This is a genomic window from Maribacter thermophilus, from assembly GCF_001020565.1.
Taxonomy (GTDB): domain Bacteria; phylum Bacteroidota; class Bacteroidia; order Flavobacteriales; family Flavobacteriaceae; genus Maribacter; species Maribacter thermophilus.
In genome coordinates, this window is the sequence record NZ_LDAS01000001.1 from 2,478,247 (window position 1) to 2,501,935 (window position 23,689).

19 protein-coding genes and 1 tRNA gene are annotated in these 23,689 nt (G+C 43.5%); 13 read left to right on the forward strand and 7 right to left on the reverse strand.

All coding sequences use genetic code 11. The features are described 5' to 3' along the window. Nucleotides 1–4: 4 nt before the first annotated feature. The gene (locus tag AB657_RS10730; protein ID WP_047246486.1) at nt 5–592 is read right to left on the reverse strand and encodes a 30S ribosomal protein S16; all 588 of its coding nucleotides are present in this window, start codon (nt 590–592) and stop codon (nt 5–7) included. Between the two features lie 550 nt (nt 593–1,142). Here AB657_RS10730 and dnaE point away from each other — a divergent pair. From dnaE to AB657_RS17860, 6 genes are all read left to right on the forward strand, one after another. Further along, nucleotides 1,143–5,579, forward strand: coding sequence for a DNA polymerase III subunit alpha (dnaE, locus tag AB657_RS10735; protein WP_047246487.1), 4,437 nt, complete (start codon nt 1,143–1,145; stop codon nt 5,577–5,579). Between the two features lie 32 nt (nt 5,580–5,611). After that, nucleotides 5,612–6,844, forward strand: coding sequence for a multiheme c-type cytochrome (locus tag AB657_RS10740; protein ID WP_157491671.1), 1,233 nt, complete (start codon nt 5,612–5,614; stop codon nt 6,842–6,844). Between the two features lie 97 nt (nt 6,845–6,941). After that, nucleotides 6,942–7,259 (forward strand): thioredoxin, encoded by a 318-nt coding sequence (trxA, locus tag AB657_RS10745; RefSeq protein WP_047246489.1) that lies wholly within the window; start codon nt 6,942–6,944, stop codon nt 7,257–7,259. Between the two features lie 70 nt (nt 7,260–7,329). Then, nucleotides 7,330–8,259 (forward strand): DUF58 domain-containing protein, encoded by a 930-nt coding sequence (locus AB657_RS10750; RefSeq protein WP_047246490.1) that lies wholly within the window; start codon nt 7,330–7,332, stop codon nt 8,257–8,259. Between the two features lie 73 nt (nt 8,260–8,332). Next, nucleotides 8,333–8,406, forward strand: a tRNA-Asp gene (locus AB657_RS10755). A 238-nt stretch (nt 8,407–8,644) separates the two neighbouring features. Further along, a complete protein-coding gene (locus AB657_RS17860; RefSeq protein WP_084696416.1) occupies nt 8,645–8,857 on the forward strand; it encodes a DUF6515 family protein in 213 nt (70 codons plus the stop codon). A 96-nt stretch (nt 8,858–8,953) separates the two neighbouring features. Here the strand turns inward: AB657_RS17860 and AB657_RS17690 are convergent, their stop codons facing one another. Both AB657_RS17690 and AB657_RS10765 read right to left on the reverse strand, forming a co-directional pair. Next, nucleotides 8,954–10,483 (reverse strand): sensor histidine kinase, encoded by a 1,530-nt coding sequence (locus AB657_RS17690; protein WP_052958680.1) that lies wholly within the window; start codon nt 10,481–10,483, stop codon nt 8,954–8,956. Nucleotides 10,484–10,487: 4 nt separating this feature from the next. Then, nucleotides 10,488–11,225 carry a LytR/AlgR family response regulator transcription factor gene (locus AB657_RS10765; protein ID WP_047246491.1) on the reverse strand — a complete coding sequence of 246 codons (738 nt, stop codon included), beginning with the start codon at nt 11,223–11,225 and terminating at the stop codon, nt 10,488–10,490. Between the two features lie 342 nt (nt 11,226–11,567). Between AB657_RS10765 and AB657_RS17695 the strand changes: the two genes are divergently transcribed. The 7 genes from AB657_RS17695 (at nt 11,568) to AB657_RS10810 (ending at nt 18,515) form a co-directional block, all read left to right on the forward strand. Next, nucleotides 11,568–12,449, forward strand: coding sequence for a helix-turn-helix domain-containing protein (locus tag AB657_RS17695; protein ID WP_052958681.1), 882 nt, complete (start codon nt 11,568–11,570; stop codon nt 12,447–12,449). A gap of 127 nt (nt 12,450–12,576) precedes the next feature. Continuing rightward, nucleotides 12,577–13,194, forward strand: a complete 618-nt coding sequence (locus AB657_RS17700) for a collagen-like triple helix repeat-containing protein (RefSeq protein ID WP_157491673.1) — start codon at nt 12,577–12,579, stop codon at nt 13,192–13,194. Nucleotides 13,195–13,374: 180 nt separating this feature from the next. Beyond that, nucleotides 13,375–14,430 carry a Kelch repeat-containing protein gene (locus AB657_RS10790; protein WP_157491676.1) on the forward strand — a complete coding sequence of 352 codons (1,056 nt, stop codon included), beginning with the start codon at nt 13,375–13,377 and terminating at the stop codon, nt 14,428–14,430. A gap of 87 nt (nt 14,431–14,517) precedes the next feature. Further along, nucleotides 14,518–15,150, forward strand: coding sequence for a P-loop NTPase family protein (locus tag AB657_RS10795; RefSeq protein WP_157491678.1), 633 nt, complete (start codon nt 14,518–14,520; stop codon nt 15,148–15,150). Between the two features lie 10 nt (nt 15,151–15,160). Next, nucleotides 15,161–15,958, forward strand: coding sequence for a hypothetical protein (locus tag AB657_RS10800; protein ID WP_157491680.1), 798 nt, complete (start codon nt 15,161–15,163; stop codon nt 15,956–15,958). Between the two features lie 49 nt (nt 15,959–16,007). Beyond that, a complete protein-coding gene (locus AB657_RS10805; protein WP_047246497.1) occupies nt 16,008–16,697 on the forward strand; it encodes a hypothetical protein in 690 nt (229 codons plus the stop codon). A 195-nt stretch (nt 16,698–16,892) separates the two neighbouring features. Beyond that, complete coding sequence (locus AB657_RS10810; protein ID WP_052958683.1) at nt 16,893–18,515, forward strand: fibronectin type III domain-containing protein; 1,623 nt, start codon at nt 16,893–16,895, stop codon at nt 18,513–18,515. A gap of 131 nt (nt 18,516–18,646) precedes the next feature. Here the strand turns inward: AB657_RS10810 and AB657_RS10815 are convergent, their stop codons facing one another. The 4 genes from AB657_RS10815 to AB657_RS10830 all read right to left on the reverse strand — a co-directional run bounded on the left by AB657_RS10815 (nt 18,647) and on the right by AB657_RS10830 (nt 23,631). Beyond that, nucleotides 18,647–18,853 (reverse strand): YgaP family membrane protein, encoded by a 207-nt coding sequence (locus AB657_RS10815; RefSeq protein WP_047246498.1) that lies wholly within the window; start codon nt 18,851–18,853, stop codon nt 18,647–18,649. A gap of 19 nt (nt 18,854–18,872) precedes the next feature. After that, nucleotides 18,873–19,178, reverse strand: a complete 306-nt coding sequence (locus AB657_RS10820; RefSeq protein ID WP_047246499.1) for a hypothetical protein — start codon at nt 19,176–19,178, stop codon at nt 18,873–18,875. Nucleotides 19,179–19,189: 11 nt separating this feature from the next. After that, entirely contained in the window at nt 19,190–22,426 is a 3,237-nt protein-coding gene (locus AB657_RS10825; RefSeq protein ID WP_047247940.1) for an efflux RND transporter permease subunit, read from the reverse strand. A 122-nt stretch (nt 22,427–22,548) separates the two neighbouring features. After that, the gene (locus AB657_RS10830; RefSeq protein WP_047246500.1) at nt 22,549–23,631 is read right to left on the reverse strand and encodes an efflux RND transporter periplasmic adaptor subunit; all 1,083 of its coding nucleotides are present in this window, start codon (nt 23,629–23,631) and stop codon (nt 22,549–22,551) included. Between the last annotated feature and the right edge of the window lie 58 nt (nt 23,632–23,689).

The following is a 23,689-nucleotide window of genomic DNA, read 5'->3' on the forward strand; positions in this document are numbered from 1 at the left end:
ACAATTATTCCCCTTCTTTAGGAGCTTCTTCTTCCTTTGCTTCTGCAGCAGGTGCTTCTTCTGCAGGTGCTTCAGCGGCAGCTTCGGCAACAGCTTCTACTTCTGCTTCGGCACTCTCACCTTCTGGAGTTTCTGGAAGTTCGGCAGCAGCGGCTTCGGCAGCTCTCTTTTCGTTTATTACTTTTTCAGCGGCCAATGCTTGTGCTTTCGCTTCTTCCTTGGCTTTGTTCAATCCGCCTTTTTTGGCATCGATAGCAGCTTCTTTTTCAGCAACCCAAGCATTGAATTTTTCTTCCGCTTGCTCTTCTGTCAAAGCTCCTTTGGCAACACCGCCCAATAAGTGATGTTTTAATAAAACTCCTCTGTAAGATAGTATTGCTCTGGCAGTATCTGTTGGTTGTGCACCGTTCTGTAACCACTTCACGGAACTGTCAACATCTAGCTCAATAGTAGCTGGGTTGGTATTAGGATTGTAGATTCCTAATTTTTCCAAAAATTTACCATCTCTCTTTGCTCTTGCATCTGCGGCAACGACCCAGTAAAATGGTTTTCCTTTTTTACCGTGTCTCTGTAATCTAATTTTAACTGGCATATCACATTAATTATGTAGGGTGCCCGACCCTCGGTTATTAATTCTAGTTTTTTAACTCTTTCGCCGTCAGAGAGCTGGGCCCAGCTGAAAGCGGGTGCAAATATAATTGAATTTCACGAATACACAATATCTTTTTTACAGTTTATAAGAAACCTTGAGCATTGCTATTCTAGGCAATATGAACGTTCGCCGATCACTGATCAAGAAATCGGAGAAAGAACTTTGCTGTTTAAACCGAGTATTGAAAACATTCATAACAATCAGCAACAAAACTTTATTATCTTTTAAAAATTGTAATAGAACACAATAACCTCTTCTCTTTTCTCAATAATACCTTTATATAATCTGTTTAATCTATGCCCATAAAAAAAATCAAATTTAATCAGATCCATAAAAGCTATCCCTAAAAATAAAAACCGTTAATAACTCGTAGCAAATCGGTTTTACCAACCCATAGGTTTTCTGTAATTTTATCTGTTCCTTACAAAACTAGTTCCCGAATTATATATTTTCCATTTTTTTCGGAAAACAGCATAAAAACACACGTAGTATGTACCTCATTTTTGATACTGAAACCACCGGATTACCAAAACGTTGGGACGCCCCCATTACCGACACGGACAACTGGCCCCGCTGTATACAGATAGCATGGCAGTTGCACGACGACATGGGTAGACTTATAGAGCACCAAGACTACTTGGTAAAGCCCGAAGGGTTCAATATTCCCTACGATGCGGAAAAGATCCATGGTATATCTACCGAGCTGGCCGAAAAGGATGGTATTCCCTTGGCAGAGGTCTTGGAGAAGTTCAATGCCGCCATGGCCAAAACGAAGTTTATCGTGGGGCAAAATGTGGGTTTTGACGTGAACATCATGGGGGCTGAATTCCATAGAATGGGTGTTGAAAACCCTTTACAGGAACTCCCCGTTTTGGATACCTGTACGGAACATACGGCACAGTTATGTCAAATACCCGGTGGGCGTGGAGGTAAATTCAAGCTTCCTACCCTGACCGAGCTTCACGAGTTCTTGTTCGGCGAACCTTTCGCCGAGGCCCACAACGCTACGGCAGATGTTGAGGCCACTACCCGTTGTTTTTTAGAGCTGATAAGAAAAAGACAGTACACGGCCGAGCAACTGGATGTACAGCCCGATTACTTTGAGAATTTCTCGGAGGCCAACCCGCAAGAGATAGAGCTCATCGGTCTTAAGCACATCAACTTAAAACAGGCCTCCAAAAAAATAGCGGACGCCCTATGGGAAAAGGATACCGGTGGCGTTTCGCAAGAAGAGATACAGGAAAACCTGGCCACCTTGGAGTCGGCCAGTTTTGCCCATCTGCACAATCATACCCAGTTTTCCATATTACAGTCCACCATAAGCATCCCCGACCTGATCAAGGCAACGGCGGAGGCCAGAATGCCCGCTGTGGCCATGACGGACCATGCCAATATGATGGGGGCCTTTCACTTTGTGAACGGGGTTATTAACCACAACAAGGGAGTGGCCGCCAAAAATGAGGAAAACAAAAAAAGGTACGAAGCCACGCAAAACGGAACCCTCCAAGAAGGAGAGGAACCCCTTCACGAACTACCTGAACCCATTCCCGAGATTACACCTATTATAGGTTGCGAATTTCACGTGTGCGAAGACCACTCCAACAAATCGCAAAAAGACAATGGTTATCAGATCGTGATGCTTGCCAAAAACAAGCAAGGGTACCTTAACCTGGCCAAAATGTCTTCCATCGCCTTTGTGGAAGGGAAGTACTACGTGCCCCGTATCGACAAAAAAATTATTGAACAGTATAAGGAAGACATCATTGTACTTACCGGAAACCTGTACGGTGAGGTGCCCAGTAAAATACTGAACGTAGGAGAGAAACAGGCCGAGGAAGCCCTTATCTGGTGGAAAGAGATGTTTGGCGACGACCTGTATATAGAGATCATGCGCCACGGACAGGAAGACGAAAACCGCGTTAACCAAGTGTTGATCCAATTCGCCAAAAAATACAATATAAAACTGGTAGCCACCAACAACACCTATTATGTCAACAAAGAAAATGCCCATGCGCACGACATCCTTTTGTGCGTAAAGGACGGCGAAAAGCAGTCGACCCCCATAGGCCGTGGTCGCGGTTACCGCTATGGCCTTCCGAACCAAGAGTACTACTTTAAGTCCTCTGACGAAATGAAGGAACTCTTTAAGGACATACCGGAGGCCATCATCAACATACAGGAAATTATCGACAAGGTAGAGACCTTTACCTTGGCCCGCGACGTGCTCTTGCCCGCTTTTGACATCCCCGAAGAATTTCAGTTCGAGGAAGACAAATTGGACGGGGGCAAGCGTGGAGAAAACAAATACTTGCGCCATATTACCTATGAGGGCGCAAAAAAGAGATACGGCGAAATTACGCCCGAAATAGACGAGCGACTCGATTTTGAGCTTAAGGTGATCGAAAAAACGGGATATCCGGGTTATTTCTTGATCGTGGAAGATTTTATCAGGGCAGCCAGAAACATGGGGGTTTCCGTGGGACCCGGCCGTGGATCCGCAGCAGGATCTGCCGTGGCCTACTGTTTGGGGATCACCAATTTGGACCCTATTAAGTACGACCTCCTTTTTGAGCGTTTCCTAAATCCGGATCGTGTGAGTATGCCCGATATCGATATCGATTTTGATGATGAGGGGCGTAGCCGTGTAATGGACTATGTGATCGAGAAATACGGGGCCAACCAAGTAGCACAGATCATTACCTATGGTACCATGGCCGCCAAATCATCTATCCGCGATACGGCCCGTGTACTGGACCTGCCACTGAGCGATGCCGACCGTATGGCGAAGCTCATCCCCAACATGTCCAAACTAAAAAAGATCATCGGGGTAGACGAAAAGGTACTTCGTAGTAAGTTCAACAGCGAGGAACTCGAAAAAATAAACGAACTCCTGAACATTTCCGAGGGCGATGGCCTGGAATCGGAAACCCTGAACCAAGCTTACGTTTTAGAGGGGTCTGTTCGTAATACGGGTATCCATGCCTGTGGGGTGATCATTACCCCGGACGATATCACCAAGTTCGTTCCCGTGGCATTGGCCAAGGATTCCGACATGTACTGTACCCAGTTCGACAACTCGGTGGTAGAAAGTGCGGGACTGTTAAAAATGGATTTCTTGGGATTAAAGACCCTGACCCTGATCAAGGATACCGTAAAGATCGTGAAAGCGAAACACGGTATAGAGCTGGATCCCGAAAATTTTCCGCTGGACGACGAAAAAACATACGAGCTTTTCCAACGGGGTGAGACGATTGGGGTGTTCCAATACGAATCGCCCGGTATGCAAAAGCACATGCGTGCGTTAAAGCCCACGGTCTTTGCGGATTTGATTGCCATGAACGCCCTGTACCGTCCGGGACCGATGGAATACATACCCAGTTTTATCGCACGTAAACACGGTACCGAAGAAATTGTGTACGACCTCGAGGCCTGCGAAGAATACCTTGCCGAAACCTACGGCATTACGGTATACCAAGAGCAGGTGATGCTCCTTTCGCAAAAACTGGCCGATTTCACCAAGGGTGAAGCCGACGTCTTGCGTAAGGCCATGGGTAAAAAGCAAAAGCACGTACTGGACAAAATGAAGCCCAAGTTCATTGAACAGGCATCCGCAAAAGGACATCCTGTAGATAAGCTGGAGAAAATATGGAAAGACTGGGAAGCATTTGCCGCCTACGCCTTTAACAAGTCGCACTCTACCTGTTACGCGTGGATCGCCTACCAAACGGCCTATTGTAAGGCCCACTACCCTGCCGAATACATGGCTGCCGTGCTGTCGAACAACATGAACGACATAAAACAGGTCACCTTCTTTATGGAAGAATGTAAGCGAATGGGGCTCGATGTTTTAGGTCCGGATGTAAACGAATCGTACTACAAGTTTGCGGTAAACGATGCCGGTGCCGTACGTTTCGGAATGGGAGCTATTAAAGGTGTCGGAAAAGGTGCTGTTGATACTATTGTAGAGGAAAGAAAAGAAAACGGCCCCTTTAAATCTGTCTTTGACATGGCCAAGCGCATCGATTTGCGGGCCGCCAACAAAAAGGCTTTTGAAAACTTGGCGCTTGCCGGTGGATTCGATTCTTTGGGAGACACCCATAGGGCCCAATATTTTCATAATGAAGGAGATGGAATCACCTTTTTGGAAAAAGTAATCAAATACGGTGCTAAATTTCAAGAGAACGAAAATTCCGCTCAGGTAAGCCTCTTTGGTGAAGCCAGTGAAGTCACCATCCCCGAACCTATCGTTCCGCCCTGTGAAGAATGGGGAACCATGGAAAAGCTGCGTAGAGAAAAAGAAGTGGTGGGCATCTATATTTCCGGACACCCCTTAGATGATTTTAAAACTGAGATCAATGCCTTCTGCAATGCCAATCTTTCTTGCTGCAGCGATTTACCAAGTTACGTAAACCGAGAACTAACTTTCGCCGGGGTCATTACCGATGTGCAACACAGAATATCAAAAAACGGAAAGGGATGGGCCGCTTTCACCATGGAAGATTATACAGACTCCTTTGAGTTTAGGATCTTTGGTGAAGAATACCTCAAATTCAGGCATTTTTTAATGCCAAACTCTTTTGTGTACGTAAAACTATATGTTCGAGAAGGGTGGACAAACAAAGACACGGGCAAAAAAGGAGACCCCCGTATGCAGTTCAACAGTTTTATGTTACTACAGGATGTGATGGAAACCTATGCCAAAAAACTAACCATAAACTTAAACATCGACGAATTAAAAGAAGAGGACGTGCTGCAATTAAAGGACACCTTGGTCACCCACAAGGGCGATCACCAGCTTAACTTTGTCGTGTATGAAATGCAAGAACAGATAAAAGTTCGACTATCTAGCAGAAAACAAAAAGTCCAAATTTCAAGCGAACTGCTAAAAAAATTGGAAAAAGAACAAATTCATTATAAATTGAACTAGAAAACACTACGGCCGCCAATGAATCACAGAAATTGAAAAGAAAATCGATCTATGTACTATCCGCGTTACTGATAGCGGCTTTTGTGACCTTAAAACTGTACCGCCATTTTTCGGGACCAGAGGAAAATTATCTAGACCCCAAAGTAATCGCCTATCATTTCAATGGCAATGGTTTTGTAGGTTCCACCACCTGTATGGAATGTCATCAAGAAGTATATGAATCACACATTCTCACCCCACATTTCAACACCTCTGCCTATGCTACGTTAGATAAGGTAAAGGCAAGTTTTGAAGAAGGCAAAAACACCTTATCGCTTTTGGATGCCAATTTTCTAATGACCACCAAGAACGGCACCCCTTTTCAACATGCGAAATTAAAATATGGCGACCACAGGGAGTTTGATTGGAGTATGGATATCATCATAGGCTCGGGGTCTAAAGGGCAATCATACCTGAGCCAGCAACCAGAAGGACTGTACCAATTACAAGCATCGTACTACGTGCCTTCCAACTCTTGGATAAATAGCCCCAACTACACCAATAGGTTAAACCCTTTACGTGCGGTTAACGACCAGTGCCTCAAATGCCATGTCACCTTTGCCAAAAATTTGGGCCCCACAGACGTATCCAACAAGTACGACATCACAAAAATGGTCATGGGCATAGACTGCGAAAGGTGTCATGGGCCAGGCCAACAGCATGTTGTAAACAAAAGAAACCACCCACAATCTCGCGATACCTCTATGGTACAAATGGCTTCCCTATCCAGGCAGCAAAGGTTAGACCTCTGTGCATCTTGCCATTCGGGCCTTAGAAACAACCAGATCAAGAACCCTTTTAAGTTCTTGCCCGGAGACACCCTTTCAAATTTCTCGAAAAATTACCATTCGCTCCGGCCTAACAGCAAGCTAGATGTCCATGGAAACCAATACGGCCTACTTACCAGTAGCAAATGCTTTACCGAGTCTACCTCAATGGATTGCATAACCTGCCATGACCCACATAAAAACCAACGCGGCGACCACTCCTATTTTAACGCCAAATGCATGCAATGCCATAGCAAAGCCACTGTAGAATGCAGCATACCGGAAAATAATATGGGGCAAAAAAACAATAATTGCATACAATGCCACATGCCCGTGATACCCTCACAGGCTATGCAGGTACAGCTAAATAAAGAAGAAAACACGGTGCCCGTTGGCGTACGAACACACTATATAGCCATTTATGACAAAGGGAGCGAACCCCCAAAAAATAAGGAATAGAATAAAACAATCGGGCAATAACGAAAACGAATACTTACCCTGTAAGGAAACTGTATAATATTTGACTAAATTTGCATAATCTTTAAAAGCAATAATCATGGCATTAGAAATAACAGATGCTACTTTTGATGAAGTAGTTTTAAAAAGTGATAAACCTGTAGTAGTAGATTTTTGGGCCGCTTGGTGCGGACCTTGTAGAATGGTGGGTCCGATCATTGACGAAGTCAGTAACGAATATGAGGGCAAAGCCGTTGTAGGTAAAGTGGATGTAGATGCCAATCAAGAGTTTGCCGCTAAATACGGAGTAAGAAACATACCTACCGTATTGGTATTTAAAGATGGTGAAATAGCCAGCAGACAAGTAGGTGTTTCTCCCAAGAAAGTTTACACAGACGCTATAGATGCACTTCTATAAGGTTAAAATTTAATATTTTATTAGAAAGGTCTGGCAGAAGTCAGACCTTTTTTATTTTATCTTTATTGCTGTGAACCTACAATCAGAATTAAATAAGGCAGCTCTCTTTCCCAATCTGGAACTTTTGGCCAACCAGGTGGTAGAAGGTTTTATCAGCGGTATTCACAAGAGTCCGTTTCATGGATTTTCTGCGGAATTTGCCGAACATAAGATTTACAACAATGGAGAGAGTACCAAGCATATAGACTGGAAGCTTTTTGCCAAGACCGATAAGCTATACACCAAAAGGTACGAAGAAGAGACCAATTTAAGGTGCCATATGATCTTGGACAACTCTGCCTCTATGTATTACCCCAAGGTAAAACAGCTAGAAATTGGTAACCTCAACAAAATAGGTTTCGGCATCTTGGCCATTGCCGCCTTAATGAACGTACTCAAAAAACAGCGCGATGCCGTTGGCCTAAGCGTATACTCGGACCATTATAATTTCTATGCGCCCGAAAAAGGCAGTGAACGCCATTTTCAAATGCTCTTGGCACAACTTAGTAAAATAGGAACCTCAAAAGAAGCCGCTAAAGAAACCAAGACCTATACCTATCTACACCAGATAGCGGAAAAAATAAAAAGAAGAAGCCTTATCTTTTTGTTTACGGACATGTTTCAAACAGAAAAGGAGGATACCGAACTATTTGAAGCCCTTAGACATTTAAAATATAACAAGCACGAGGTAGTGCTGTTCCACTTAATGGATAAGGAACACGAGCTACATTTTAATTTTGACAATACCCCAAAACGCTTTTTAGATGTTGAAACAGGCGAACATTTAGATTTATACGCCGACAACATTAAAGAAGCCTATGAGCAGCGTATTACCCAATATTTCAATGATATAAAGCTAAAATGCGCCCAATACCGAATAAAATATATTGATATTGATGTAAAAAGCGACTTTTCTACCGTATTGAATACTTTTCTGGTGGAACGGAACAATTTTCTATAATTGAAAAAAAAATTAAAAGAAAATGTTTGCGCAATTGAATAAGCGATGTATATTTGCACTCGCTAAACGCCACGGTCTGGTAGTTCAGTTGGTTAGAATACCTGCCTGTCACGCAGGGGGTCGCGGGTTCGAGTCCCGTCCAGACCGCAAGAAGCCTTCGAGAAATCGGAGGCTTTTTTAGTTTATGGAAAATTTCTACGTATATATCATTTATTCCGCCTCACACGATGTCTTTTACAAAGGGCACTCCGCAGACTATAAACGGCGACTGCAAGAGATATAATAATCCTACCCATATAAAATTGAGACTACCACCTACCTGTTTTTTAAACCTTTTTCTTTTTCAAAAGTCTTACTAACACGTGTAACCCAAACTATTATAACTATGAGGCATTTTGTTATTTTAATTTCGGCATTCTTTTTATTCAACCTGTCATCGTGTGCAACACACGTAGCAACAGAACCTGCTCAGGTCACCATTGTTAAAAAAGCTCCTAGAAATCATAAAGTTGTCATTGTTAAAGGCAAACGTTATTATTTCTGGAACGGCAATCACTACAGAAAAACCAGAAGAGGGTACATTTTGGTTCATGTTTAAAAACTATCTGCCAAAGCAGAAATTTGAACAGAATTCCCCAGATACCCGTTATTATATAGAAAACGGGAGCTAGAACCAAAGACCAAAAGGGGTGCTCTATGCATTGGGTATTTGAACAACGACCCTTGTGCCCAGAGCATCGCCAATGGTCTCATCTATAATATCCTCTATACGATAGCTATAGTGTTTTTGAAATTTTTTGGAAAAAAGATCCAGCCTGTCCCTGGTCAATGTAAGTCCCAATGATTCTTTCTTTAACGGGTTTGTCAGGTTTCTATCTTCAGAAACACGCCTACCTACCCCATTGTCGGCGATACTTATTTCTATGGTATTGGGTAATTTGGAATATCCGACAGACAGATTCAAAAGTTTTTCGCCTTTCTTGGTCGATAGGCCATGCCAAATGGCATTCTCTATAAAAGGCTGTAAAATAAGGGCCGGAATCATAATATTCTCTAGCTCTATACCTTCATCCGAAGCTATTTTAAACTGAATATCGTTCTTAAAGCGATCGTTCTCTATGGCTATATACATTTCCAGAATATCCAGTTCCTCTTTTAAGGAAATTTCCTCTGCTCGCGAACTCTCCAGTATACACCGGATCAGTTTAGAAAACTTGGACAGGTAAAAAATGGCCTTTTCTTGATCGTTGTCTATAAAATAAGACTTGATGGAATTTAATGCATTAAAGATAAAATGGGGACTCATTTGGCTCCGCAGGGCATTAAGCCGTAATTGAGCAAACTTGTTCTCGAATTTCATGGTCAGTTTTTCGGTACGTTCGCGTTGCGCCTCGGCAGAAAGATCCTCGATCTCGGTTTTGGTCTGTAAGAGTTCTTCGGACAGCGTTCTATTAATACTCTCCTTCATAGTCTGGTTCTCTTCCAATTGTTGAATGTACTTTTTCTGTACCAATGCCTTTTCCCTATATACCATTTTTTGCTCTAGCCCAATGGCCAAGGCAAAAAGCAAACTCTCTATTAATATGCCTATGTAATAGATATACAATGTTTCTCTATTGGCGGTCATGGCACGCATAGACATTACCGAGATGGCAAAATAGGAAATGACCAAAACCGACATACCGGAAAGAATATACCCTTTAATGGCCATATTGCCTTTCGCCACCATATAAAAAGCCGCAAAAAAGACGATATAACTTAAAATCAAAAACACATAGGCATGAAAATAATCTATAAGGTACGAAGAGTAATCGTTCATGTACACACCCCATAAGACTAAAAAAATGATAGAGGAAACGAGGTATGCAACATCGATTACCTTGATTGACTTCGGAAAGGTCTTCCGCAATTGCATGATCTCTATAATAAAATAGCTAAAAAAAAGCGAGCCGAACAATTGCGACGGATAATGAATGGCCCGATCGTACACCCTCCCCAAAGAGGTATCGAAAAAATCAGAAAAAAACACACCGTCTATATATTTTAACAGACTGGCCGCATTTACAAGAGCATAAAGGCTGTACAGCAAATAATACCTCTTTTTGTGCTGAAAAAATTGAATGAAAAAGAAAACAAAGAGATAGAACAGCACTACTACCGTTAAAAAACCAAATCCGTTCTGGTTGCTATTCTCAAAAAAAGACCTAATGGTAGCTGCCTTCATCCGCTCAATATGACATTTTGATCAAGAACTCTTCTTTTTTATTTCTCGACACCGGAATCTTTTTATTATTGCAAAGCACTACATACCCTTCTGTTCGCAAATATTCGACCACTTTAATCGTGTGTACGATATAGGAATTATGAATGCGAAAAAAATAATCTTTCGGTAAGATCAACCCTAGATCTTTCAACTTTTTTGATGTATAGAGCTCTTTGTTCGATTCAAGAAATACCTTTGAGTAATTACCATCAGATTCGCAATAAACGATATCCTCTACCCTAATAAAAAGTACTTTTCCGTTTACGGGAATCTGAATCATCTTAGGGGAACCGGCTCTTGAAAGTGCCGCCAATGTCTGAAGAAATTGGTCTTGAAGATGCTCTGGGGTCCTAAGATTTTTTAGTTTTTGCACCACCGTACCGATCTCATCCGAATCTATAGGTTTTAAAAGATAGTCCAGCGCACTTTCCTTAATGGCCTGTATGGCATATTGGCTATAAGCGGTGGTAATGATCACGGCAAAGTCGCGGAACTGTAATTGCCGCAGCAACGAAAAGCCGTTCATCTCGGGCATTTCTATATCTAAAAAAACACAATCGGGTTTCAAATAATTTATACCCGAAAGAGCATCGTTTGCAGAGGTAAACGTATCTATAACCTTAATATCGTCCGAAAATTTCTGAAGTTCCCAAGCTAAATTTTTGATAGCGGCAGGCTCGTCATCGACTATTATTGTTCTCATGCCCTGTGTCCTGTTTTATTCTTCAAGTTATTGCCTTCTGTAGCTATATCGGCTATACAACATGATAGATTGTAGGTATGGCTGTACAGATGGTACTATAACTGTATGGAAGGCTTTTACGGTAAAAAAAACAGAATCAACCCACATATACATTAATCTCCGCAGTCAGCACAATATTTTTCGCTGCGCATCACCATTAAGAAATACAGGACAAAGGGACGATCCTATTTTTAATACCCGAGAAAAATAATCGAACTGCAAACACCATTCATATGCTATAGACCAAACTAACATTTTACCTAACAATGTTCATTTATAAACCCATAAATACAATTTTTGGCTATGCAAGATCTAAACACATTAAGCACCCTAGAGGAAATTAGGGCGGTTAGTTTTTTTTCTACTTCGTTAAGCACCAAAGAATCCATTGACGAGATACTTTGGGACATCACCAAAAACGTAATCCATCGTTTAGGGTTCGTCGACTGTGTCATATACACCTACAACCATACTACATTAGAACTGAGCCAACATGCGGCCTACGGCAGCAAAAACCCGACCGATGAGCGCATTTATAATCAAATAAGACTGGACCTAGGAGAGGGCATCGTGGGTAGTGTCGCCATCACAAAATGTGCGGAAATCATTAACGACACTTCCAAAGATCCTAGGTACATTGTGGATGACGAGCCCCGCCTCTCAGAAATATGTATACCTATTGTTATCAACGGCAATCTTTTTGGCATTATCGACTCCGAGCACCCCGAAGCGGGCTTTTTTACCGAGAAACACCTGTGTTTGTTGAACATTATTGCATCGCTTTGCGCCCAACGGATCAAAGAACTTCATACAAAGTCGAAAACACAGTTCAGCACGGCCCATAAATATTTTAAGAAACTGGAAGAGCTGATGCGCTTTAAAAAACTATATAGAAATCCTTGCCTTAGCCTGTCATCGGTCGCAGAAGTTTTGGGCATTTCTGCCTGTTACCTGTCTAGTATGATCAACCGTCTTTTAAACAAAAGCTTTATCGATTTTATCAATGAATATAGGGTAGCGGACGTGAAACAAAATCTCACTTCCAATGCATTTGCCCATTATACCATAGTTTCATTGGGCTTAGAAGCAGGCTTTAATTCTAAATCGGCCTTCTACTCCGCTTTTAAAAAACATACGGGGCTAACTCCGGTACAGTACAAGAACAGTTTGTACATGATGTCTTAATTACCATAAAACCACACAAGGCTACTCGCCCTGTTCTTTGTCCTAATTCTTTAAAATCAAAACATCTAGGACTTCGACACTTTACCAATCTGTTAGGTTTGTTCCAATAATTTACAAATAAACAATTATGAAAACTTTTAAATTCACAAAACAATTACTTAGCCTACTGTTCATATCGAGCATGCTCATTGCTTGTTCTAAAGAAGACGGTGAAGACGGTGCCATAGGGCCCCAAGGACCACAAGGGGAACAAGGAATTCCCGGTGAAGACGGGGCAGACGGGGCAGACGGAGAACAAGGGGAAAAAGGAGATACAGGTACCGCCAATGTTATTTATTCCGGATGGATAACCAGTGGTTTCGAAGCGAATATACTTGACGATTCGGCAACTTTTGATATTGAAGCCCCTTCGTTGACACAAGAGATCATAGACGAGGGAGCTGTTCTGGTATATGGCCGAACAACCGGTATTGATTCAGATGTACTACCCCTGCCAATATACATTCCTACCACCCATGAAAGTTATTACCACCGTCTTGAAGGGGTGGGACAAATACAGATACGAGTTGTTACGGATGACTCAAGTTTAATTGGAAGCACCCTATTTTCCGATTACAGGTACATTCTAATTCCTGGTGGTGTTGAAGCTAGTAATGGAATCGGAGGTATTACAGGAAAATCCTCAACGGACTATTCAAATATGAGCTACGAAGAAATAGTGGCACAGTTTAATATTCCCGAATAAGAAAACAGCAAAGCTCACGGCTGCTTATTAAAATGCACCGATACACCGAAAAAGGATACCCATATAACACGTGCTCTAAAAAGGCACAGCAATATGGTAACCTACAAATAGCACATTCCGTGTCTTTAAAAATCCTTTTTACCTAAAAAAACAAAACGGATCACATATAAAACATTCCATATGAAGACAATAAAGAATAGTGTAGTACTGGCCTTTTTCGGTGTATTACTTTTTGCTTTGGCTTCTTGCCAAAAAGAATATTTTGATATCTTGGAAAACACTGGGTCTACCGATTTAAAAATGGGCTTTACCACAGAGGCAAAGACCTTAAAAGCATACAAGTACGACCCATCCCCCATTTTACTACCTAGATACAACCATAGCTCGCTGGTCTTTGATGACAAAATGTGGATATTGGGCGGAAATATCAAAGATGCTTCCAATATAAGCGATGATGTCCTCTTTAGCACCAATGGAGCGCAATGGAACAACCTGAACGAAAAAGCAAACTTTCCGCAACGCACCCTTTTTGGAGCTACCGTCTTTCAAAATAAAATGTGGATTGCAGGCGGATTGGTCAAAGGGTCGGAGTTTAGCAACAGTATAAAAAACGATGTTTGGTCATCTGAAGATGGTATTGAATGGAACTTGGTTACGCCAAAGGCGCAATTCGCCAAAAGAGCGGACCATACTCTTACCGCATTCAATGGCTCTTTATGGCTGATCGGAGGATTGGGCCATAATGCAAAAACGGATACGTTTGAAACATACTCCGATATTTGGAGGAGTTCCGATGGACTTAATTGGACACTAGTAACAGCCAATGCGCCTTTTGGAAAGCGAAAGTGGCATGCCACCATCGTCTATGACAATAGAATATGGCTCCTAGCAGGTGGAGACAACAGCTATAACAGTGATGTATGGTACAGCCATAACGGTTATCAATGGATACTGGCAACAGATGAAGCCCCCTTTTCCACAAGGGGATTGCACGGACTGACCACAGATGGTGAGCAGATGTGGCTCACCGCAGGACACCTAGCAGAATACGGTGATGAAAATTACTTTGGACTTCAAAATGATATTTGGCGAAGCACCAACGGTATAGATTGGTTCGAGGTAAAAACTTCGCAAGAATTCCCCAAACGTTCCCAACATTCATCGGTATTCTTTGAAAATAAACTATGGGTGATCAATGGCTCTCAACATAACGATGTTTGGTCTTTTGAATACTAAACAATACCGCAAGTAACAATCACCAAAAACATTAAACCAGATCTTAAATCCCCGTACCAAAACTGGTTACGGAAAAAATAAAAAAACATGAAAACATCAACGATAACAGCACTCCTTTTATGTACCTGCCTATTCGTCTGCTCGTCTTTATTTGCACAACAATTGGCCAATACGATCAAGGTAACCGCTAGGATAATTTATATAGACCCCGATCCTACATACAAAGCAACCATTTCTTTAAGCAATCCCTCAAGTTATGATTATGACTACGTGAGTCTTGCCGAATTAAAGGAGCGTTTTAAAAAAAGAGTGGAGGAAAGTGGTCTTTCATGGAGCAGTATAAAGGAACACCCCTTCACTTTTGGCTATGAAACCATGAGGTATAACAAAGAGGGAGCCCTGTACCTATACGAAACAAAATCTGTAGAAGAGATGAAACAGTTCCTTAACATTAAACTGCCTATTCTTCAAGTTTTAGATATGAGTTCGGCCATCGTAATCGATGATAAAGAAGTGGAAATAATTACTCAAATGGCGCTGGACAAATCTTTTAAACAAGCTACGTTACTGGCAAAAAATGCAAAAAAGAAATTGGGAGGCATTATAGCATTAAAAGAGAATGGCGCCCTTTTTAATAAACCTTATGAGGTGAGTCTATACTACGACAGACCACCGGGCGAATTTTATTATGACATGGAAGTCACCTATGAAATCCAGTAAAGGAAATCATATGAAAAAGAAGTCAAAACATATCATTACCATACTACTGGCAGCTATATTGCTAGCGGCCTGCTCTAAGGACAAAGACAGTCCGGAGCCTATGGTAGCGGACACAACCCCACTACCCGAGGTTATTTCATTAGTCTATAGTGATGGTCGCACAGTAGTCTATACAATGGATTACAATGATTCGCTTCAATTAACAACAATGGACATGTCATATAAAACGGATGATGGGGAAAATATTTTGGAAACGGAAATACGCTATAACGAAACAGGCTTGATTACAACAATAGATGTAGCGGATGTAAGCAACGATTTAAATTTTGCAACCACTTTTGATTACGATCCAAATAATGATATCTCCGATATAGTATTCATGATAAATGGAGATGTACAACCCACCATGTACGAATTTGACCCCGACAACCATATTTATAAACTTGATGGGGATTTAGGTAACTTTCCAATGGGTTGGGGGTTTGACCCCAACAACAATCTAACGGAAATGGTTATCAGTGACAATTATTTCCAATTGACCTCTTCAGGAAACGAAAAAGGCGTTTTCCATAATCTAGACCCACAACCGGCATTGACGATATGGCATGGATTGCTTTTCTATTTGGCCCCCTATGAGCTTTATTTTTTCCACCAAAAAGACCTGGACCGTTTTGAGGCCATCGACTTCTATTACGATTATAGGGAGAAGGTACGTGATGGCGACGGAAACCTGATCGCTTTCAAAATGATTCCCGACGACCCTCTGGCTGGCACCATCAGCTATACCATTAGCTACAAGGAATATTGAGCAAACACCCCTTTTAAAGAGTAAATACAAACGTTATTACATAACTCAAATGAAAACGATAAAAACCCACCACATACCAAAGGCCTATTTTGTTTTTTTTATCCTTATAGCTTCGCTACAATCTTGTAACAAAGATGATGCCCCCGTTGTTGAAGCGCCCGTACTTAGTGTTACACCAAATCTCACTGCCAGTTATTTCCAACAAGGCGAAAGCCCTTTACCAGAAGTACAATGGAATGGTGATCGGGGCAAGTTTGGATTGGAAAATACAATCCAAGGACTTTCAATTGATTCAGAAACCGGACAATTATTGTGGGACACTTCATTGCCCATTGGTGTACATACCGTAATATTATTTGCATATAACGAGGCTGGTAAAGATTTGGCATCGCTCACCATCAACAACCCATTTCAAGGAACTTTCAAGGGCACTTATTCACCAAGTGTTTCTATTATCAATGTACTTAATAGAACTATGGAAATAAATTTTAATATTGATGGTACCTTAAGCGGCTATACCCAATCAGAATTGGACGATGGCACCCTATTGGGACCTAATTATTTTAGTGGCAATTATGTGCTTTTGGAAACTAAAATGGAGGGCACGTTCGAATACGAGGATGGTGAATCTACCACCCCTTTTGACGCGGACCTAGACCAACAAGGAAAACTCACAGGACAATATTCTGCCGAATTCCTAACCGTTACATTTGAACTTAATGTTCTCATACAACAATAGATTATGCCACGGCATCAACCATTGTTCACCAAGACTAAATTTTGACACCTTACATACCGGAAATAAAGCTCTAAAGAAAACCGCCCAAGCAAGTCCAGATTCTTTGAAACCCAAACTTTCAGGACACTAAAACGATTCCCCACTTCTATTTTTATAACACCCCGAACAAATACCTGCGGGTAAAAAATATCGACTATGAAAAAGACACTTTTTTTATCCGCTTTAACCCTTATTGGCATTCTCGTTATTGGGTGTAACAATGATGATGACAATAGAACTACAGAACCAAAAAATGAAAAGCCCGGGAATTTCACGGTGCAAGTCACTCAAATTACCGCTAATAGTGCAGTACTGACCTGGAATGCAGCCGTAGACCCAGACAAGGACAAAGTAACCTATACCGTATTTCTGGGAGACAACGAAATGCAGGTAAATCTGGAGACCACCGAATTTCTTTTGGAAAACCTAACCGCCCAAACCGATTATAACGGTACGGTAACAGCTTCCGACGGTAATGGGAATACCTCTACGAGCACATTTGATTTTACAACGGAAGAAGATGAAGAAGAGATTACCGATGGCGTCTCCATAGCCTGGGAAAAATCCTTCGGGGGTTCTAAAATTGACATCGCCAATTCCCTACAACTAACGGTCGATGGCGGGTATATCATAGCAGGCACTTCCGACTCCGATGATGGCGATGTAGGCGGCAACAATGACGCTGAAGGATATCTAGGAGGTGATTTTTGGATCATTAAATTGAACCATTCAGGAGATTTAATGTGGGAAAACAACCTAGGGGGCTCGAGTGACGAGGCCGGAAATGACATACAACAAACCGCAGATGGCGGATATATCGTAGTAGGAATGACCGATTCCAATGATCAGGATATTAGTGGAGACACCTCTTCTGCCGATGTTTGGATCGTTAAACTTGATGGATCTGGAAATTTGGTTTGGGAAACCAATTACGGTGGCGGATCCGGTGACGAAGCCAATGCCGTTGAGCAAACTGTAGATGGCGGATACATCGTTGCCGGTTTCACAGGCTCTTCAGATGGTGATGTAGAAGATAATAATGGGGGATTGGATTATTGGATACTTAAGCTGGACGCTAACGGAACCTTGGTGTGGGAAACAACCCTCGGAGGCAGCGGGTTCGACATTGCAAAATCGATAGAGCAAACATCGGACGGAGGCTATATTGCTGCAGGATATTCAGAATCTCCCGATGGTGATGTGGGAGGTAATTATGGCGAGAGGGACTATTGGGCGGTAAAGTTAGATGCCACAGGAAATTTAGCATGGGAAACCCATCTTGGAGGTTCATTGGATGACTACGCCTATGACATTCACCAAACCTCGGACTTAGGGTATATTGTGGCTGGGTATTCAGAATCTTCAGATTTTGATGTAAGTGACAATTACGGGAATAGGGATTATTGGGTCGTTAAACTGAATACGACCGGAGCGATTACTTGGGAAGTCAACCTTGGCAGTTCATCGGTAGACGGTGCGCGTTCTATTCAACAAACAACAGACGGAGGGTATATTGTTGCAGGAAATGCGGGAGAAACCGATTTTGATGTAAGCGGTTCTGTTAACGGAGGGTTTCTCGATTATTGGGTCGTTAAATTGACTCCAGAGGGGGTACTGTCTTGGGAAATAAGTATGGGAGGTCCGGAAAACGATTATGCGACCACTATTCAGCAAACGAATGACGGATACATCGTATCGGGTTATGTTTCAGGTCCTGGTGGGGATATTAGTGGATCGGGTAAAGGCCAGTGGGATTACTGGGTCGTAAAACTGGAGTGATCCATGTATCGAAAACAGTAGAAACCTTACGCGAACAACAATTCTACGAATGTTTTTAAAATGACTCAAATATAAAACAAAAGGCCTCATACATGAGGCCTTTGTGTAATGTATCGGGTTTTCTTATATGGTTATAACGAACAACCCTTTCCTTCTTTTTTGATTCCCAATTTCATGAGTATAACCTCTAACAGGCACCATTTCGTAAAGGCCGATTGTATCATGTTCACCCCTATAAAAACGGTAAACCATAGCCAGTTGATGTTTACGTATACGGCCAATACCACACTCAACAAGATGAATGTACCTACGATTACTCTAAAATATGTGTTTAGCATTTGATTCTTTTTTTTATGATTAAATCGATTTTTCTATAGGCACCACCACCGCCTTTATGGGGTTGTTGGTTTCCAGTTCTTCGTTAAATTTCTTGATCAGTTCGAACAGGGCATCGATCTTGTCCTCCTCGGTAAAGGAGAAGAACATGCTCGACTCCACGCCCCCTTTTTCACTGGGGAACCAGCTTGCGGTACGCAACATGGAGGCCCCATTTTTATACCCATCGATATCGGAGCCGCTATAGTTCTTGATATCAGCCTTTTTAAAGAGCCGTAGGATCTCCTTTTCGTATTCCTCTACGACGGTTACTATCAGTAGTTTCATTTTTTTCTTTTTTAGTCTTCGATCTTACTTACTGTTTCTTCACTTCCCTTTTCGGGATAGTTCTTGCGCTCTATCATAAAGTACACCAAGGGCACCACCAACAAGGTGAGTACGGTGGATACGATGGTACCGCCCATCAAGGAGATGGCCAGCCCCTGAAAAATGGGGTCGAACAAGATCACGAAGGCACCGATCACCACCGTTCCGGCGGTCAACAAAATGGGGGTGGTACGTACGGCACCGGCCTCAATGGCCGCTTGCTTTAAGGGAATGCCCTCCGCCAAACGCAGGTTGATAAAGTCGATAAGCAATACCGAGTTCCGTACCATAATACCCGCCAAGGCGATCATACCTATAAAGGAGGTAGCGGTAAAGAATGCACCCATGATCCAGTGCCCCAATACAATACCGATCAACGACAGCGGTATGGCCACCATCATGACCACGGGGGCCTTAAAGTTCTGGAACCATCCTACGATCAAAATGTAGATCAAGATAATGGCGCCCATAAAGGCGATTCCCAAATCGCGGAACACCTCCAAGGTAATTTGCCATTCGCCGTCCCACTTCACGGTGTAGTCGTCCTCAAATTCGGGCTGGTTCAAATAGGTCTCGCTAATCGAGTATCCCTGTGGTAAGGGAATTTCCTTCAGCTTTTCCTCCATCCCCAGAATCGCGTAGGCAGGACTCTCCAATTCCCCGGCCATGTCGGCCATCACGTACACCACGCGTTTCTGGTTCTTACGGTAGATGCTCTTATCACTGGTCGTTTTCTCAATATCCACCAAATCGGCAATAGGCACCATGTTCCCGTGTTTGGAGGCAATCTTTAATTGCGCGATATCGGTAATGGTCGATTTTTCCTTTTCGTCCAAGGCCAAGACCACGCCAACCTGATCGCTGGCATCCTCGTCGTACAAATTCGTAATGGCCCTGTTCGACAATGCCATGTTCATGGTATAGGCGATCTGTTGCGGTGCCACGCCGTAGAGCATCGCTTTTTCCTTATCGATATTAAATCGGTATTCGGTCTGGTCCGCTTCTACCATCCAATCCACATCCACCACATCCTGTGTATTTTTCAAGATATCCTGTACGTTGTTGGCGATCCGCATCTGCTCCTCGTAATCGGGTCCGTAGACCTCGGCCACGATCGTAGAAAGCACTGGAGGTCCGGGTGGTACTTCCACCAATTTTACGTTCGCATTGTACTTGGCCGCTATCTTTTGAATATCGGGGCGGAGCAGTTTGGCAATATCGTGACTCTGTGCCGAACGTTCGCCCTTGTCGATCAGGTTCACCTGAATATCGGCCATATTGCTACCTCCGCGAAGGTCGTAATGGCGAACCAGGCCGTTAAAGGTTATCGGTGCCGAGGTACCTATATAATTCTGGTAGCTCACCACTTCGGGGCGGGTGGCCAGGTACTGCCCGATCTCACGTGCCACCACTCCCGTACGCTCCAGGGTGGTACCCTCGGGCATGTCGATCACTACCTGAAATTCGTTCTTGTTATCAAAGGGTAACATTTTTACGGCTACCGATTTGGTAAAGAACAAGACCATGGATCCCATGAGCAATAAGAAGGTCAAGCCCAAGAACAACCAACGTTTTGCCTTGCTCTCGATCAAGGGGCGTTCAAATTTTTGGTACACCCTGTATATGACCGTATCCTCCAAGGGCTTCTCCTTTTTCTCTTCCACGCCTTTTTTCTTGTCCTTTTCACGTAAGAACACATAGCCCAAGTAGGGGGTAATGGTCAAGGCCACGAACAACGATAGAATCATGGCAATGGAAGCCCCAATGGGCATCGGTGCCATATAAGGCCCCATTAATCCCGACACGAAGGCCATGGGCAATACGGAGGCTATTACGGTAAAGGTTGCCAAAATGGTGGGGTTCCCCACTTCGTTAATGGCGTATAGTGCCGCCTGTTTAAAGGGCAGGCGCTTCATCTTAAAATGCCGGTGCATGTTCTCGGCGATGATGATGGAATCGTCCACCACGATACCCGTAACAAAGACCAGGGCAAAAAGGGTGATCCGGTTCAGGGTATAGTCCAGCATGTAATAGCTCAACAGCGTCAGGGCAAAGGTTATCGGAACCGATAAAAACACGACCAGACCACCGCGCCAGCCCATGGCGAGCATTACCACAATGGTAACGGCAATGATAGAACCTATAAGGTGCAACAACAGTTCCGACACCTTATGGGAAGCCGTTTCCCCGTAGTTTCTGGTAATTTCCACATGTACGTCATCGGGAATCAAGGTAGTGCGTAAATGGTCTACCTTATCGATTACGATATCGGCGATCTTCATCGCATCGGCACCCTTCCTTTTCGCCACCGAAATCGTTACCGCGGGGTATTCCGACCTATAGTCGGACACTTTTTCGCTCCCCTGTCCAAAACCGAGGGACACGTAACTCTGTGGCACCTCTGGCCCGTCAATAATGCTGGCAATCTGTTTTAGGTAAATGGGGCGGTTCTGTTGCACGCCCACCACCAAGTTTTCCACATCGTCCACCGATGCCAAAAAATTACCGGTATTCACCAAAAACTCGGTATCGTTCTTATCAAAACTACCGGAGCTCAACTGGGCGTTGTTCGCCTTGATCATTTCAGAGACCGTTAAAAAATCCAATCCACTGGCCGCCAGTTTATCCTTGTCCAAAACCACCCGCAACTGTCGGTCTTGGTTTCCGATCTTATGGGTAATGGCCACATCGTTCACCTTCTTGATCTCGCTCTCCAGTTCCTGCGCCATTTGGCACAACTGGTAGCCGTCGTAATTTTCGCTCCACAGGGTAAGCCCCAACATGGGCACATCGTCAATGGCACGCGTTTTTACCAAGGGGAAGGTTACGCCCTGGGGCATAATATCCATATGCTTGTTGATCTCGTTGTAGAGTTTTACGAACGAGCGCTCAATATCCTCGCCCACGTAAAACTGTACGATCACCATACCCTGTTCTTTCATCGAGGTCGAATACACGTACTCCACCCCTTTGATGTTCGATATCAGTTTCTCCAAGGGTTTGATCACCCGCGACTCCACCTCGGTGGGACTCGCACCTGGGTAGCCCACAAAAATATCGGCCATCGGCACGTCTATCTGGGGCTCTTCCTCCCTCGGGATCAAAAACGAGCTGTACACCCCAATGACCATAAATACGATCATCAGCAGCACCGTCAACTTGCTCCCTATAAACATTTTGGCAATCTTGCCAGCTAAACCTTCCTTCATTCTTTCTAGTATTTTGTTTGGGCGTTCGGGCGGGCTTTTCACTGCTACTCCTCGTGTTCTTTGATCTTAAATGCAATCAAAAACACTGTGGGGTATCCGTTGCAATCCCTAACGCAACTTGTTTATTGGTTCGCTATTTTTACTCCGTTGAACAATTTCCCCTCGGCAGAGACGATATATTGCTCATCTGCCGAAAGTCCCGACAATACCTCTACCTTATCACCGATGGTTCTCCCCAAACGCAACCAGCGCAATAGGGCCGTATTGTTTTGGCTTACCGTATAAACCCCGGTCAGCTGCCCATTGTGCACAACGGCCTCTACCGGTATCATTACCGCGGCACTTTGGGGCTGTGGCGCAACGGGAAACTGCACCGTGGCATACATACCTGACAATATGGGGGCATCGGTCTTGTTCAAGACCACTTTCGCCAAGTACTGTCCTCCCGTATTTTTAGAAGAAGTACTTACCTCCGTAACGGTACCCTTTACTTGCCTGTCCAAGGCCTTTATCTGCACGCTTACCTCTGTATTTGGCTTGATCTGCATGATCTCCGATTCGGGCACCATGGCCAGTACTTGGTATTGTCCCGGCGATTCCACTTCCAATAGGGGCATGCCCGGGTTGGCCATATCACCGGCACTTATAAATTTATTGGTCACCACCCCGTTAAAGGGAGCGCGCATATTGGCGTAGCCCATTTGGGCGTTTACCTCGTTCTTCATTTGCTTGGCACTTTCCAATCGTGCCTTGGCCATGTTGTAATTGGCCGTAATATCGTCCAGCTCTTTTTGCGAGGCACTGTTTTCATTAAACAGGGCCGTAAACCGGTTGTAGTCTTTCTCGGCATTGGCAAAGGCGGCCTCCGCTTCTGCGATACCTGCATTTACCTGCCCCAGTTTTGCCGATACATCGGCGTTATTCACGCTGAGCAACAACTGCCCCTTGCGGACCTTATCGCCCACATTTACATAGATCTTGTCCACATACCCCATCATACGGGTACTAATATTGGCACTCTTGGCCGCCTCTACCTTTCCGCTGGCCGTTAAGAATCCATTGTCATTGTCCTCCGAAACGGTTTGCACCACCACCTTCACGGCCGGTGAATTGTCGGCCATCGGTTTTTTATCTTCACTACCACAACTGGCCAATAACAAGGTTGCCCCAAGGGTCGCCGCGAGTATGTATTTTCTGTTTTTCATGTGTAACGTTTTTTATTTGTCCCTTCCGTTCGTACGAAAAGCTGATTGTTATGTTTAA

What these genes read in the sequence shown, in the direction of transcription:
- AB657_RS10730 (WP_047246486.1), bottom strand. Translation starts at nt 592, where the DNA reads ATGCCAGTTAAAATTAGATTACAGAGACACGGTAAAAAAGGAAAACCA.
- dnaE (WP_047246487.1), top strand. Translation starts at nt 1,143, where the DNA reads ATGTACCTCATTTTTGATACTGAAACCACCGGATTACCAAAACGTTGG.
- trxA (WP_047246489.1), top strand. Translation starts at nt 6,942, where the DNA reads ATGGCATTAGAAATAACAGATGCTACTTTTGATGAAGTAGTTTTAAAA.
- AB657_RS17860 (WP_084696416.1), top strand. Translation starts at nt 8,645, where the DNA reads ATGAGGCATTTTGTTATTTTAATTTCGGCATTCTTTTTATTCAACCTG.
- AB657_RS17690 (WP_052958680.1), bottom strand. Translation starts at nt 10,483, where the DNA reads ATGAAGGCAGCTACCATTAGGTCTTTTTTTGAGAATAGCAACCAGAAC.
- AB657_RS10765 (WP_047246491.1), bottom strand. Translation starts at nt 11,225, where the DNA reads ATGAGAACAATAATAGTCGATGACGAGCCTGCCGCTATCAAAAATTTA.
- AB657_RS17695 (WP_052958681.1), top strand. Translation starts at nt 11,568, where the DNA reads ATGCAAGATCTAAACACATTAAGCACCCTAGAGGAAATTAGGGCGGTT.
- AB657_RS17700 (WP_157491673.1), top strand. Translation starts at nt 12,577, where the DNA reads ATGAAAACTTTTAAATTCACAAAACAATTACTTAGCCTACTGTTCATA.
- AB657_RS10790 (WP_157491676.1), top strand. Translation starts at nt 13,375, where the DNA reads ATGAAGACAATAAAGAATAGTGTAGTACTGGCCTTTTTCGGTGTATTA.
- AB657_RS10795 (WP_157491678.1), top strand. Translation starts at nt 14,518, where the DNA reads ATGAAAACATCAACGATAACAGCACTCCTTTTATGTACCTGCCTATTC.
- AB657_RS10800 (WP_157491680.1), top strand. Translation starts at nt 15,161, where the DNA reads ATGAAAAAGAAGTCAAAACATATCATTACCATACTACTGGCAGCTATA.
- AB657_RS10805 (WP_047246497.1), top strand. Translation starts at nt 16,008, where the DNA reads ATGAAAACGATAAAAACCCACCACATACCAAAGGCCTATTTTGTTTTT.
- AB657_RS10810 (WP_052958683.1), top strand. Translation starts at nt 16,893, where the DNA reads ATGAAAAAGACACTTTTTTTATCCGCTTTAACCCTTATTGGCATTCTC.
- AB657_RS10815 (WP_047246498.1), bottom strand. Translation starts at nt 18,853, where the DNA reads ATGCTAAACACATATTTTAGAGTAATCGTAGGTACATTCATCTTGTTG.
- AB657_RS10820 (WP_047246499.1), bottom strand. Translation starts at nt 19,178, where the DNA reads ATGAAACTACTGATAGTAACCGTCGTAGAGGAATACGAAAAGGAGATC.
- AB657_RS10825 (WP_047247940.1), bottom strand. Translation starts at nt 22,426, where the DNA reads ATGAAGGAAGGTTTAGCTGGCAAGATTGCCAAAATGTTTATAGGGAGC.
- AB657_RS10830 (WP_047246500.1), bottom strand. Translation starts at nt 23,631, where the DNA reads ATGAAAAACAGAAAATACATACTCGCGGCGACCCTTGGGGCAACCTTG.